At 68.1% G+C, this 13,763-nt stretch carries 12 protein-coding genes; 2 read left to right on the forward strand and 10 right to left on the reverse strand.

Features of this window, described 5'->3' with window-relative positions; translation table 11 throughout:
* Window positions 1-9: 9 nt before the first annotated feature.
* The 7 genes from ACFFGN_RS11590 to kdpF form a co-directional block, all read right to left on the reverse strand.
* Window positions 10-1,263, reverse strand: coding sequence for an SGNH/GDSL hydrolase family protein (locus ACFFGN_RS11590; protein ID WP_380046358.1), 1,254 nt, complete (start codon window positions 1,261-1,263; stop codon window positions 10-12).
* A 133-nt stretch (window positions 1,264-1,396) separates the two neighbouring features.
* Window positions 1,397-2,071, reverse strand: coding sequence for a response regulator (locus ACFFGN_RS11595; protein ID WP_380046360.1), 675 nt, complete (start codon window positions 2,069-2,071; stop codon window positions 1,397-1,399).
* Complete coding sequence (locus tag ACFFGN_RS11600) at window positions 2,068-4,632, reverse strand: sensor histidine kinase (RefSeq protein WP_380046362.1); 2,565 nt, start codon at window positions 4,630-4,632, stop codon at window positions 2,068-2,070. The genes ACFFGN_RS11595 and ACFFGN_RS11600 overlap by 4 nt, the downstream gene beginning before the upstream one ends.
* Window positions 4,633-4,644: 12 nt before the next feature.
* Window positions 4,645-5,214 (reverse strand): potassium-transporting ATPase subunit KdpC, encoded by a 570-nt coding sequence (kdpC, locus tag ACFFGN_RS11605; RefSeq protein ID WP_380046364.1) that lies wholly within the window; start codon window positions 5,212-5,214, stop codon window positions 4,645-4,647.
* A 13-nt stretch (window positions 5,215-5,227) separates the two neighbouring features.
* Window positions 5,228-7,222, reverse strand: a complete 1,995-nt coding sequence (gene kdpB, locus ACFFGN_RS11610; RefSeq protein ID WP_446685183.1) for a potassium-transporting ATPase subunit KdpB — start codon at window positions 7,220-7,222, stop codon at window positions 5,228-5,230.
* Complete coding sequence (kdpA, locus tag ACFFGN_RS11615) at window positions 7,219-8,859, reverse strand: potassium-transporting ATPase subunit KdpA (RefSeq protein WP_380046366.1); 1,641 nt, start codon at window positions 8,857-8,859, stop codon at window positions 7,219-7,221. The genes kdpB and kdpA overlap by 4 nt, the downstream gene beginning before the upstream one ends.
* Window positions 8,859-8,948: a K(+)-transporting ATPase subunit F gene (gene kdpF, locus ACFFGN_RS11620; protein WP_380046369.1), complete on the reverse strand. Its 90-nt coding sequence runs from the start codon at window positions 8,946-8,948 to the stop codon at window positions 8,859-8,861. The genes kdpA and kdpF overlap by 1 nt, the downstream gene beginning before the upstream one ends.
* A gap of 561 nt (window positions 8,949-9,509) precedes the next feature.
* Between kdpF and ACFFGN_RS11625 the strand changes: the two genes are divergently transcribed.
* On the forward strand, window positions 9,510-10,133 hold the full coding sequence (locus tag ACFFGN_RS11625; protein WP_380046371.1) for a hypothetical protein: 624 nt from the start codon (window positions 9,510-9,512) through the stop codon (window positions 10,131-10,133).
* 3 nt (window positions 10,134-10,136) lie between these two features.
* Here ACFFGN_RS11625 and ACFFGN_RS11630 read toward each other — a convergent pair whose 3' ends face one another.
* From ACFFGN_RS11630 to ACFFGN_RS11640, 3 genes are all read right to left on the reverse strand, one after another.
* Window positions 10,137-10,970, reverse strand: coding sequence for a PhzF family protein (locus ACFFGN_RS11630; RefSeq protein WP_380046374.1), 834 nt, complete (start codon window positions 10,968-10,970; stop codon window positions 10,137-10,139).
* Between the two features lie 117 nt (window positions 10,971-11,087).
* Window positions 11,088-11,651 (reverse strand): cysteine dioxygenase, encoded by a 564-nt coding sequence (locus ACFFGN_RS11635; protein WP_380046376.1) that lies wholly within the window; start codon window positions 11,649-11,651, stop codon window positions 11,088-11,090.
* Complete coding sequence (locus tag ACFFGN_RS11640; protein ID WP_380046378.1) at window positions 11,648-12,562, reverse strand: amidohydrolase family protein; 915 nt, start codon at window positions 12,560-12,562, stop codon at window positions 11,648-11,650. Before ACFFGN_RS11640 ends, ACFFGN_RS11635 begins: the two co-directional genes overlap by 4 nt.
* A gap of 143 nt (window positions 12,563-12,705) precedes the next feature.
* Here ACFFGN_RS11640 and ACFFGN_RS11645 point away from each other — a divergent pair, with 143 nt between their 5' ends.
* Window positions 12,706-13,716 (forward strand): LacI family DNA-binding transcriptional regulator, encoded by a 1,011-nt coding sequence (locus ACFFGN_RS11645; RefSeq protein ID WP_380046380.1) that lies wholly within the window; start codon window positions 12,706-12,708, stop codon window positions 13,714-13,716.
* Window positions 13,717-13,763: the final 47 nt, after the last annotated feature.

The raw sequence follows: 13,763 nt of genomic DNA on the forward strand, positions 1-13,763 counted from the left end.
GAGCAGGGGTCAGCGGGTGAGGGCGTGCAGGTCGAAGGCGAGCGCCATCGCCTTGAAGCCTTCGGCGTTCGGGTGGAGCTTGTCGCCGATGTCGTACGCCGGCCGGATCCGGGTCGGGTGCTCCGGATCGCGTACGGCCTGGTCGAAGTCGACCACGCCGTCGTACTCCCCCGACGTCCGGATCCACTGGTTCAGCGCCTGGCGATCGGCCTCGCCCTCGGCGGTGTAGTACCCGGCACCTTCGTACGGCGTGAGGGTGGCACCGAAGACGCGTAGTCCGGCCTGGCGGGCCCGCTGGATGAACTGGCGGTGGACCGCGATCAGCTCGGCCGGAGTGGTCGCGCCGCGGCTGTTGCCGATGTCGTTGATGCCTTCGAGCAGGACGACCGAACGTACGCCGGTCTGCGCGACCACGTCCCGGTCGAACCGCGCGAGCGCGGAATCACCGGCCGTACCGGCGTTCGAGAGCAGACGGTTGCCGCTGATACCGGCATTCAGCACCCCGTGCACCCGGTTCTTCGGCAGCGCCAGCAGGCGGTCCGCCAGTTGGTCTGGATAGCGCAGGTTCTGGTCGACGGGTGAGACGACGCCGTCGGTGATCGAGTCGCCGAAGAGCACGACGGAGCCCTTCGCGCGGGTGATCACGTCAACGCCCTCGATGATGTACCGCGACTGCCCAACCGGTTCGTACGACGAGCCGGCGTCGGTGCTGCGATCGCCTGCGGCCCGGAAGGCGGTCGCGTACCCGGCGGGGTGCTGGGTCAACGGACCGGTCGGGCCCGGGAGGTACGTGCTGATGACCAGGTCGGTGTCGTCTGGAACGGCCAGCTTGACCGGGTCGGAAACCCATTCGGTACCGACCGGAATGGTCGCGGACGCGCGTCCCTCGAACGTCACCGGCACCAGCTTCGCCGGGTCCACCGTCGGCGTACCGGCGAAGTCGTCGGCGCGCGGCGTGACGGTCACATGGGAAATGACCAGCGGTTTTGTGCCGTAGACGTTCGACAGGCGCAACCGCAGGGACGATCCACCAACGGACAGGTGGGCGACCTGGCGAAGCGTCGTGTCGGTGACGCCGGTCGCGGACAGGCCGGTCGAACCCGGCGGGGTGACGGCGACGGCCCAGCTCCCGGTCCAGGTGGCGGGCGGCGGGAACACCGGTGGTAGGTCGAGATCCGGCGAGGCGATGGCGGTGGGAGCGGTCAGCGCGAGAGCCGCGAGGCCGACAACAAGCTGCCGGCGCAGCGGGCGGGATAGGTACATAACGGCGGAACCACCTCACGAGCGAGCGGGCGAATACGCAGGGGCACCTAGATCACACCGAGCGTGACGGCAGGCGGCAACACCCCGTCGCTGAACGGTCGATCCCCTGCGCCAACCGGTAGAACCTTGGCATTCAGGGCTCGAAGCGGTAGCCCATGCCGGGTTCGGTGATGAGGTGCTGGGGGCGGGCTGGTTCGGGTTCGAGCTTGCGGCGGAGTTGGCCCATATAGAAGCGCAGGTTGCCGTGGGCAGTTTCGTACCCCGGTCCCCACACCTCGGTCAGCAACTGGCGCTGGGAGATCAGCTTGCCCGGATGACGTACCAGCACCTCGAGGAGATGCCACTCGGTCGGAGTGAGCCGCACGTCGGTGTCGGCGATCGTGACGCGCTTGGCCGCGAGATCGACCACTGCGTCGCCAACCTGCACAACCGGTTCTTCCGCCGTCTGGTTGCTCCGCCGCAACAGGGCCCGCATCCGCGCCAGCAACTCGTCAATGCCGAACGGCTTGGTGACGTAGTCGTCGGCGCCCGCGTCGAGGGCCTCGACCTTGTCCGTACTGTCGACACGTCCCGACAGCACCAGGATCGGCGCCTCGGTCCAGCCACGTAGGCCGCGGATCACCTCGATCCCGTCCAGGTCCGGCAGGCCGAGGTCGAGGATCACCAGGTCGGGCGGATGCTGCGCCGCCACCTTGAGGGCCGCCGTACCCGATCCGGCCACGTGCACCTCGTAGCGCCGGGCCTTCAGGTTGATGCTCAGGGCGCGAACGATTTGCGGTTCGTCGTCCACCACCAGGACCCGGGTCACTCGTGTACCTCCGGTTCGTCGCGCTCGCGGCTGCCCGGAACCGGCTTCTGGTTTGCGGGATTGGTTGCCGCGAGCATCGATACCACCATAGTGAGGCCGCCACCCGGCGTGTCCTCGGGCCGCAAGGTGCCGCCCATCGCCTCGGTCAAACCGCGCGCCAGGGCCAGGCCCAGTCCGACGCCGGTGGTGTTGTCGGTATCGCCGAGCCGCTGGAACGGCGCGAACACCTTGTCCCGGTCCTCCTGTGGAATTCCCTTACCGCGATCCACGATTCGCAGCTCGACCACCTCGCCGAGCGCGCTGCCCGTCAGCAGCGGCGGCCGGCCCGCGGGCGAGTGCCGTACGGCGTTGCCGACCAAGTTCGCGACCACCCGTTCGAGCAGCGCCGGATCGGCCTGGACCAGCGGAAGGTCGTTCGGTACGTCGAGCAGTACGTGCGCGCCGACCTCCGCCAGGGCGCCGGGTAGTACCTCGTCGAGGGCCATCGGACGGCTGAACACGGGCAGTACGCCGGCCTGCAGGCGGCTCATGTCGAGCAGATTCTCGACCAGCCGGGTCAATCGGTCCAGCGACTCGTCGGCCGTCTCCAGCAACTCGTCGCGCTCATGCTCGGACCACTCGACATCGGCCGATCGCAGACTCGTCACGGAGGCCTTCGCCGAGGCCAGCGGTGACCGGAGGTCATGCCCGACCGCCCGCAGCAGCGCCGTACGCAGCTTGTCCGCCTCGGCCAGGGGTTTCGCCTCCGCGGCGGCCTCGGACAACCGGGCGCGATCGACCAGCGCGGCGGCATGAGCCGCGAACGCGCCGACCAGCCGCCGTTCGTCCGCCGCGAGGGAACGCCCCTGCAGCACGAGGACGAGGTCCTCCCGCGCGGGGATCCCGGCGTCGCCTTCCTCGGGGCGGCGGCAGGTCGCCGTACCGGCGCTGGCGATCGGGACCCAGGTGTCGGTTCGATCGTCCTGGACGCGTTCCATCAGCACCGCGCAGGTCATACCGAAGGCCTCGCGCACTCGTTCCAGCAAAGCGGGCAGAGCCGTCTCACCGCGCAGCACGTTGCCCGCGAGGGTTGCGAGGGTTTCGGACTCCGCGGCGGAACGAGCCGCCTCCCGGGTCCGACGAGCCGCCCGGGCCACTACCGAACTCACGAGGGCCGCGACCAGGATGAAGATGCCGAGGGCTAAGGCGTTGTTCGGCTCCGCAATAGTGAAGGTGCGCGTGGGTGGCGTGAAGAAGAAGTTGAGGACGAACGTCCCGGCTACGGCCGTCAGCAAGGCTGGCCAGAGCCCTCCGACCAACGCAACCACAACGACACCTAGCAAGAACGTCAGCACGTTGCTGGTCAGGTTCAACGTATCGCCGCCGATACTGAGCAAGACCGCTAGCGACGGCGGAAGCACTACAGCCAGGGCAAACCCTTCCAGCCGCCTACGCCGGGTCAAGCTGCCCCCGAGCCGCGGTAACCGGCCTCGGCCCATTTCGGCATGCGTGACGATGTGTACGTCGATATCGCCCGAATCGCGGATCGTGCTCGCACCGATGCCCGGGCCGGTCAGTAGCGCCGCGAGCCGGGACCGGCGGCTACCACCGAGCACTAGCTGGGTGGCGTTCTCCGCCCGGGCGAACGCGAGTAGTGAGGCTGGTACGTCGTCCCCAACGACCTGGTGGTAGCTACCGCCCAGGCTCTCCACTAGCCGTCGCTGGTTCGCCAAGGCCGTCGGGTTGGCTCCGGTCAGTCCGTCCGACCTGGTGACGTGGACCGCCAGGAGGTCGCCACCGGAGGAACGAGCGGCAATACGGGCCGCACGGCGGATGAGGGTCTCCCCCTCGGGCCCACCGGTCACTGCGACCACTACTCGCTCTCGAGCCTCCCAGGTCGAGTCAATGTCGTGCTGCGCCCGGTACTGCTGCAGACCCGCATCAACGCGATCAGCCAGCCAGAGCAGCGCCAGCTCGCGCAGAGCCGAGAGGTTGCCGACGCGGAAGTAGTTGCTCAAGGCCGCGTCGATCTTGTCAGCCGCGTACACGTTGCCGTGAGCCATCCGGCGCCGCAGAGCCTCTGGGGTCATGTCCACCAGCTCGATCTGATCTGCGGCGCGTACGACGACGTCGGGCACGGTTTCGCGCTGCGGCACGCCGGTGATCTTCTCGACCACGTCGTTCAGCGACTCCAGGTGCTGCACGTTGACCGTCGAGATCACGTCGATGCCGGCGGCAAGCAACTCGTCGATGTCCTGCCAGCGCTTCGCGTTCCGGCTGCCGGGGATGTTCGTATGGGCCAGCTCGTCCACCAGCGCCACCTCGGGCCGCCTGGCCAGCAAGGCGTCCAGGTCCAGTTCGGTGAAACGCGCGCCGCGGTGATCCACGATCCGGCGCGGCACAACCTCTAGACCTGCCAGCAGTGCCTCGGTGTGCTCGCGCCCGTGCGTCTCGACGAGGCCGACTACTACGTCGGTCCCGCGCTCTAGACGCCGCTTACCCTCGCCGAGCATTTTGTAGGTCTTCCCGACGCCCGGCGCGGCCCCTAGGTAGATCCGCAAGTACCCGCGGCTACTGCTCATCTGGCCATCGTCTCAGCTCAACACCGCTAGATCGCGGTTCAACGTCACTATGTTGACTCGTGGTGCGCCGAGGAACCCGAGTGTCCTGCCCTCGGTGTTGGCCGCCACGAGCTGGCGAACCTTCTCCACGTCGATCCCCCGCTCCAGGGCAACCCGGAAGACCTGGAGAGCGGCGTACGCCGGACTGATGTGCGGGTCCAGCCCACTCGCGCTGGCGGTTACAGCGTCCACAGGAACTTGTTCCGGCTCGACGCCCTCGAACGCTGCGACCGCCTTCCGACGCTCCTCGACCGCCTTGAGGAACTCCGCGTTCTTAGGCCCGTACTGCGATGCGCCGCTGCCCATGCCGTCGTACTTCACTGCCGAGGGCCGGGACTGGAACCACTGTGCGCCGGCGTAGGTCTGGCCGATCAAGTCCGAGGCCACGTCTTTGCCGTCAACCCGCACGAGACTGCCGTTCGCGTTGTCGGGGAAGAAGGCCTGGGCCGCGCCGGTCATGGCCAGGGGGTAGATCAAGCCGAGTAGCAGGGTGAAGACCGCCAGGGCCCGTACGCCCGCGCCTAGTTGCCGCAGCATGTTCATGGATAACGCTCCTTCACCCGATGCCGGGGATGTGCGAGACCAGCAGGTCGATGAGTTTGATGCCGACGAACGGCGTGACGAGTCCACCGAGGCCGTACACGAGCAGGTTCCGCCGCAGCATCACGGAGGCCGAGGACGGCCGGTACCGCACTCCGCGCAGCGCCAGCGGAACCAGCGCCACGATCACCAGGGCGTTGAAGATGACCGCCGAGAGAATCGCGGACTCGGCCGACTCCAGCCGCATCACGTTCAGCTTGTCCAGGCCGGGATAGGCCGCCGCGAACAAGGCCGGCAGAATCGCGAAGTACTTGGCGACGTCGTTCGCGATCGAGAACGTGGTGAGCGATCCACGCGTGATCAGCAGCTGCTTGCCGATCTCCACGATCTCGATCAGCTTGGTCGGGTTCGAATCCAGGTCGACCATGTTGCCGGCCTCCTTCGCGGCCGACGTACCGCTGTTCATCGCGACACCGACGTCGGCCTGGGCCAGCGCGGGCGCGTCGTTCGTCCCGTCACCGGTCATCGCGACCAGCCGGCCGCCCTCCTGCTCGGCCTTGATCAGCGCCAGCTTGTCCTCCGGCGTCGCTTCCGCGAGGAAGTCGTCCACGCCGGCCTCTTCGGCGATGGCCTTCGCGGTGAGCGGGTTGTCGCCGGTGATCATCACGGTACGAATACCCATCGCGCGCAGCTGGTCGAACCGCTCGCGCATCCCGGGTTTCACCACGTCCTTGAGGTGGATCACGCCGAGCGCACGTTTGCCCTCGGCAACCACCAGCGGCGTACCGCCCGAGGCCGAGATACCGTCCACGAGCGAGCCGAGTTCGGCGTCCACCTCACCGCCGTTCGACCGGATCCAGGCCGTGACGGCACCAGCGGCACCCTTGCGGATCTGGCGGCCGTCGAGGTCCACCCCGCTCATCCGGGTCTGCGCGGTGAACTCCACGAACGTGGCGTGCGGCAGCTCACCGGTATGCCGCTCGCGCAGGCCGTACCGCTGTTTCGCCAGTACGACGATCGACCGGCCCTCGGGAGTCTCGTCCGCGAGACTGGACAGCTGGGCCGCGTCCACGAGCTCCGCCCCGGCCACACCGTGCAGCGGCAGGAATTCGTCCGCCTGGCGGTTGCCCAGGGTGATCGTGCCGGTCTTGTCCAGCAGCAAGGTGTTCACGTCGCCCGCGGCCTCGACCGCCCGGCCGGACATCGCCAGCACGTTGCGCTGCACCAGCCGGTCCATCCCGGCGATACCGATGGCCGACAGCAACGCGCCGATGGTGGTCGGAATCAGGCAGACCAGCAGGGCGACCAGAACCACCAGGCTGAGCTCCGTACCGGCATAGGCGGCGAACGGCGGCAGCGTCACGGTCGCCATCAGGAAGACGATGGTGAGGCTGGCCAGCAGGATGTTCAGCGCGATCTCGTTCGGCGTCTTCTGCCGGGCGGCGCCCTCGACCAGCGCGATCATCCGGTCGATGAAGCTCTCACCTGGTCTGGTGGTGATCTGGACGACGATCCGGTCCGACAGCACCTTCGTTCCGCCCGTCACCGCCGACCGGTCGCCGCCGGACTCGCGAATGACCGGCGCCGATTCACCGGTGATGGCCGACTCGTCCACGCTCGCGACACCTTCGATCACGTCGCCGTCACCCGGGATGATCTGCCCGGCCTCGACGACCACGAGATCGCCGAGCTGCAACGACGCCGCCGGCACCTCCTGCTCGGACAGCCGATCCGGGCTGAGCAGCCGCGCGGTGGTCTCGGACTTGGCCCGGCGCAAGGTAGCCGCCTGAGCCTTGCCACGGCCTTCGGCAACGGCCTCGGCCAGGTTCGCGAAGATCACGGTCAGCCAGAGCCAGGCCACGATCGACCAGACGAAGGCGCTGCCGTCGACGCAGGCCAGCACGGTCGAGGCGACCGCGCCGATCTCGACCACGAACATCACCGGGCTCTTCACCATCACCCGGGGATCAAGCTTGCGAACGGCGTCCGGGAACGCACGGTAGATCTTCACAGTCCCTCCGCGAGGGGTCCGAGCGTGAGTGTGGGGAAGTAGGTCAGGCCGGTCACGATCACGACGATGCCGGTGAGCATCACCACGAACAGGGCCTTGTGCGTGGGCAACGTGCCGGCGGTCACCGGCACTGGTTGCTGTCGCGCGAACGACCCGGCCAACGCCAGCACGAGGATCATCGGCACGAACCGGCCGAGCAGCATCACAACGCCCAGAACCGTGGTGTAGAAGGGCGTGTTCGCGCTGAGCCCGCCGAACGCGCTGCCGTTGTTGTTGCCGGCCGAGGTGAACGCGTAGAGCACCTCGGTGAAGCCGTGCGGTCCACCCGTGTTGAGGATCGAGGCCCGCGCACTCGCGAGGCCCATGGCAATCGCCGTACCCGCCAGGACCAAAGTGGGCGTGGTCAGGATGTAGAGCGAGACCAGCTTCATCTCGCGCGCGGTGACCTTCTTCCCCAGGTACTCCGGGGTCCGGCCGACCATCAGGCCCGCCACGAAGACGGCGAGTACGGCCAGCACGAGCATTCCGTACAGCCCGGATCCGACGCCGCCGGGCGAGACCTCGCCGAGCATCATGTGGAACAAGGCCGTGCCGCCACCGAGAGGCGAGTACGAGTCGTGGGCCGAGTTGACCGCGCCCGTCGACGTACCCGTGGTGGACGACGCGAACAACGTCGAGGCCCAGATCCCGAAGCGGGTCTCCTTACCCTCCATGGCCGGATTGGCCGCTTGGGCTTCGAAGATCGTGGTGGCGAACGTGAAGACGGTCCACAACCCGGCCATCACCGCGAGAATCGCGTAGCCCTGGCGTTTGTCCTTCACCAGCAGGCCGAACGTGCGCGTCAGGCAGACCGGAATCACCAGCAGCAGGAAGATCTCGAACAGGTTCGACAGCGGGTTCGGGTTCTCGAACGGATGGGCCGAGTTCGCGTTGTAGAAGCCGCCGCCGTTCGTACCGAGCTCCTTGATCACCTCCTGGCTCGCGACCGGCCCACCCGGAATGGTCTGGGTCTGCCCGACCACCGAGGTGACCTCGTGACCACCGGAGAAGTTCTGTACGACGCCCATCGCGACGAGAATCAACCCGCCCAGTACGGCCATCGGTACGAGGATGCGGAACAACGCCCGGGTCAGATCCACCCAGAAGTTCCCGAGTCGATCCGTCTTCCTCCGGGCGAACCCTCGCATCACCGCGACGGCCACGGCGATACCGACGGCGGCCGAAACGAAGTTCTGCACGGCCAGACCCGCGAACTGCACCAGGTGGCCCATCGTGGCCTCGGGCGAATACGCCTGCCAGTTGGTATTCGCGACAAACGAAGCCGCGGTGTTGAACGCCAGCCCAGGCTCAACCGCCTTCAGGCCAAGGGAGAGCGGGAGGTGGTCTTGCAGGCGTTGCAGGAGGTAGAGGAAGACCAGGCCGACCGCCGAGAACGCGAGCACCGAACGGGCGTAAACGGCCCACGTCTGCTCCTGGCCGGGGTCAACCCCAAGCAGCTTGTACGTCGTACGCTCGGCGCGGGAGTTGTGCTCGGCCGTAAAGACCCGGGCCATATAACCGCCCAGCGGGCGATAAACCGCCGCGAGCGTGGCGACGAGCACGCCGATCTGAAGCAGGCCCGCGGTGGTATCGCCCATCAGAACCGCTCCGGGAAGATCAACGCTGCCACCAGGTACAACACCAGCGCGGCAGCCACCACGAGCCCGGCGACGTTCTCCCCGCTCACAGCCGCTCCACCCCGCGCAGTACGAGCCAAAGCCCGGCGAATACCGCGGCACAAACCGCCAGATAGACCGCGTCACTCATGGCCGGCCCCACCCACCACAAAGTCCTCATGCCCCCACACCACACCCGCCACGGCCCCCTCCCCCGCCTTCTCACACCCCTCTCACGCCCACCCCACCCCCTTCTCACACCTCCCTCACATCCCCGAATCCTCGGCCACCCTGGGCGTGTCATCGGACCCTTGTTACGCGGCGTGTCGCCCTTCATCGGACCCTTGTGACGAAGGCCGGCAGTCCTGCCGCAGGACGCGCTGGCCCGGACATCTCGCTGGACCCGGAGCACGCCGTGGCGTGGCAGCCCGTGCGCTGTCACGGGAGCGGGTGGGCGTGGTCAGAAGCGTCCGATGAAGGGCGACACGCCGCGTAACTAGGGTCCGATGACACGCCCGGCGGACGGCGGGGCGGTCGGTATGTGGGCGGTTGGTGGGGGTGGCTGGGAATGTCGGTGGGGGGTGCGCATACTTACGGCTGGCATCGGTCGATCGAGAGCTGGGAAGAGATAGATGAGCGAGCAGGAACACGAGCACACCGTCGAGCAGTTCTCCGACGACACCCGGAAGGCGCTGGCTGAGGCGGCGCAGCTGCTGACCGAGCGGCTGCAGGCGCATACCGCCGCTTTGCTCGCGTTGACGGCCGACTCCGACTTCGAGGCGCTGTTCGAGCAGAACGCGGAACTCGAGGAACTGGTCGAGAGCTGGAACGACGCGGTGCTGGACCACACCGGCACCATTCCGCTGGCGCTGGTGGACACCGAGGACCTCGAGGAAGAAGAGGAGGAGGTCCAGACCGAGCAGGTGATCAGCGTGGTGTCACGTTTCGACCTGCGGGTGGTCGACGCGGAGGCGCTGCTGGCCGAGGGGCGCGCGGCGCAGGAGCGGGTGCTGGCCGAGGACCAGGAGTCCGATCTGCGTGATCCGGTCGAGAGCGCCGAGCAGGCGATCTACGCGATCAGCCGGGAGGTCGGCGAGGCCTGGTTCGCGCTGCCCGGTATCGAGCTGATCGCCGGCGCCCGGGCGTACGTCGTACCGGAGCAGCCGTTCGAGGCGCTCGAGCCGGAGGCGGAGGACATCGTCACCGAGCTGACCACCCCCAACGGCACGGTCACGTACGCCGAGTCCTGGGCCTGATCTCTAGTACGCGGGCTCGCTGTGGAGCGTGCCGTCGAGCATCGTGACGGCACGCCCCGACAGCTTGACCCGATCCCCTTCAGGTACGACGTGCACGAGGCCGCCGCGGGCAGACGCCTGCCAGCCGCGCAACTCGCCCCGGCCCAGGCGGTCCGCCCAGAACGGGGCCAGCGCGGTGTGCGCGCTACCCGTCACCGGGTCCTCGGGAATGCCGTCGTTCGGCGAGAAGAACCGCGAGACGAAGTCGTAGTCGGCCCCGGAAGACGCGAGCGCCGTCACGGTCACGCCGCGAATGGTGTCGCGATGCTGGATCGCCTCGACCCGGCCAAGATCAGGTACGACGCCACGCACGGTGGTTTCGTCGGCGACCTCGATCAGCACATCGCGCAGTACGCCGGTGCCGTACGCGCCGACCACCTCGACGCCAAGAGCCTCGGCCAGGCCGGCGGGGACCTCCATCGGCGTGACTTCGGCCTTCGGGAAGTCCAGCGTGATCGAACCGTCGTCGTTCACCGTGGCGGCGAGAATGCCGCTGCGGCTGGAGAACCGTACCGTCGGCCCGATCGCGCCGTCGCTGTACAGGGCGTGCGTCGTCGCGAGCGTGGCGTGCCCGCACAGGTTCTCCTCGATGGCAGGGGTGAACCACCGCAGGCCCCAAATACCGTCGTCGTCCGGACCACCGGGCTTGGTGAAGGCCGTCTCGGCGTGGGCCATCTCCCGCGCGACCGCGCTCATCCACGCGTCGTCGGGCCAATCACCCACTTCGAGCACACACACCCCGGCCGGGTTGCCGCTGAACGGCGTACTGGTGAAGGCATCGACCACCCTGATCCGCATGAACCGAACCTAGGCCGACGCCTCCACCACATGCGATAGCCAGTTCACGACGACTGGCCTGCACCACCGACTACTGGCCCGCGCCACCGACTACTGGCCCGCGCCACGGACCAACGCTCAGTCGATCGGACGGAGCTCGTCGGCGTACGAGACCGAGACCCGGCGCAGCACGCCGTCGCGCACGGAGTACTGGCCCATGCGCCACAGCGGCGGGCTGTACGCGTGCACGGTGACGCTGCCCTTGTCGAGACCGGTCAGCCGGTGGATGTGGTCCGGGCCGAACCCGTACACGTCGCCGGCGCTCACCTCGGTCTCGATCGACTCGACGCCGATCGCCAGGTTGTGCTCGACCAGCTTGCCGCGGGCCACCGCGACCGCGCCGGAGGAGACGTCGTGGTCGTGCCAGCCGGTGTCGTTCACGGGGGTCCAGCAGATCAGCCAGACGTCCACGTTCGCGTCGCGGTGCACCGAGGCGAACACGCGCTCCTCATCGCTGAAGGCGACGTGCTCCTCCCACAGATGCGGCTGCGCGGCGATCGACGCGGCCAGTTCCGCCAGCTCGGCCGGATCCAGATCACGACCCGGCAGATTGTCCAGCGAAAGACAGTTGTTGAGCTCCACGAGCCGGCTGGCCTGGCGCGCGGGTACGACGATGTCGTCGGTAACGGGCTGAGCAGTCACTGAACTCCCCTCTCGGGACGTGCGCCGGAGCCGAAGAGCAGCCGGTGCGGGTTGTCGTAGCGGATCACCGCGGTCGCGGCGTCGCCTTGGCGCAGGTCGGTCTGATCCGCATACGGCCGGTCGGTGCCATGCACCACCTGGTCGATACCGAGGACCCGAGCGACGGCGTCGATCGCCTGCGGGCCGTAACCCGAGGTGTCGACGAAAAGGTTGTGATCGATCTTGCCGAACCGCCCACCGCGAGCAGTCAGCCGTTCGTGGTGCACTGGCGCGAGTCCCGCCGCGGCCGCGAAGCAGATCCGCAGCCGGGGAAACGACGTACGCCCTTGGAACGCATGCCAGGCCCACCAAGCGGCCTGAAGTTGTGCCGGGTAGTCGACAACCGGCGCCCACCAGCCCGGCACCTCACCGTCGGCCTTCACCGCTGAACCCGGATGCACCAGAACCGGCCGGTCAAGCCGCTCGGCCAACGCCAGCAACTGCCCCTGCGACTCCCAGGCACTCGGCGTCAGCACGGCATCCGTCGGCAACTGAACGCCGAGAAAGCCCTGACCGATCAACGTTTCCAGCCCGGCAAGATCCGGTTCGACCAGGTCGACCGCGGCCCAGGCCCGGAACGGCTGCGGCAGCTCGGCGGCCCCTTGGTGCCAGGCGCCGAGCAGCTCGGTATCACCCAGGCGTTCAATGCCGAGCGGGCTTGAAAGCGACAGACCAACCAGCTTCGTGCCGTCGTCGAGCTCCCGCGCCTGCCGCTTGTCGACGGCGTGCGCGGCCGGATCCACCTGGTACGGCGGTTCGCCGGCGGTGTGCAGGGTCCAGCCGTCCAGGTACGGCGGCTCGGTCCGGGCCCGCAGCCGGTCCACGAACGCGCCCGGCCACAGGTGCTGGTGGACGTCGATCACGCCGGTCATGAACTGGCCCTCTCTGACGTCCGGATCCCCTTGTTCTGAAGGTTTTGAAGCGCTTCAATCTGATCGCTATTGAAGCGCTTCAATCCCTGCCTTGTCAACTTCGGTCCGGGAAAGTGTCGGCGGCAGCACGTAGGGTGCGAACCATGTCCGGATCGGCTCGTCGGCCAACCCTCAAGGACATCGCGGCCGAGACCGGCCTCTCGATGACGGCGGTGTCCTACGCGCTCCGGGGTCTGCATGGCACCCCGGAGACACAGCAGCGCGTGCAAGACGCCGCCGACCGGCTCGGTTACTCGGCCGATCCGATCGCCCGTGCCCTGGCCTCCGGCCGCAGTGGTTCGGTCGGCGTGCTGTGCGCCTCCCTGGAGGACCTGTGGCAGCAACGCCTGGCCGCGGCCCTCGGGCGCGAACTGCTCGCCCCGGATCGCAACGCCTGGATCATCGACTCCGCGGATGACGCCGAGCGGCAGCTCGAACTGGCCCAGCACCTGGTCGACCACCGGGCCGACGCGATCGTGCTGATTCCGATCGATCCGGCCGCCAAGACCTGGGCCAAGATCGCCCGCGAGGTGCCGGTGATCGCGATCGGTGACGCCCTGCCCGCCGCCAAGGCGAAGTCGGAGGTCCTGTTCGACAACGAAAGCGGCATCAGTACGGCGCTGCGCACGCTGGCCGCCGCCGGGCACAGCCGCGTCGCGGTGCTCAGTCCGAGCCGCCGGGTCGAAGCCGAGCGACCCGCCGAGGAGATCGCCCATCGAGTGGCGCGCGACCTTGGCCTCGACCTGCGGGTCGTGCCCTGCCCGCACGATCTGGCCGGCGCGACCGAGGTGGCCCACGCGCTGCTGATCAGCACCGATCGCCCGACGGGCATTCTCGCGCTGGCCGACTCGATGGCCTTCGGCGTCTACGCGGCGAGCAAGGACCTCGGCATCACGATCCCCGCCGACCTGTCCCTGTTGGGGTATGACGATCAGCCGATGTCCCAGCTGCTCGATCCACCGCTGTCGACGTTCCACTGGCCGCTCGACGACCTGGTCACCCATGTGGTCGAGCGCGTCACCTCCGCGGTCGATACCAACCGCCGCGTCCGCCGTACGACGGTGGAGCCGACACTGGTGCAGCGCGCCTCGGTCGGAGCGCCGCCCGGCGGATAAGGCATCGCGGCTGGCCATACCGTTCAAACTAGACTGATTCACTGCAC

Source organism: Kribbella deserti, from assembly GCF_042434725.1.
Classification (GTDB): domain Bacteria; phylum Actinomycetota; class Actinomycetes; order Propionibacteriales; family Kribbellaceae; genus Kribbella; species Kribbella deserti.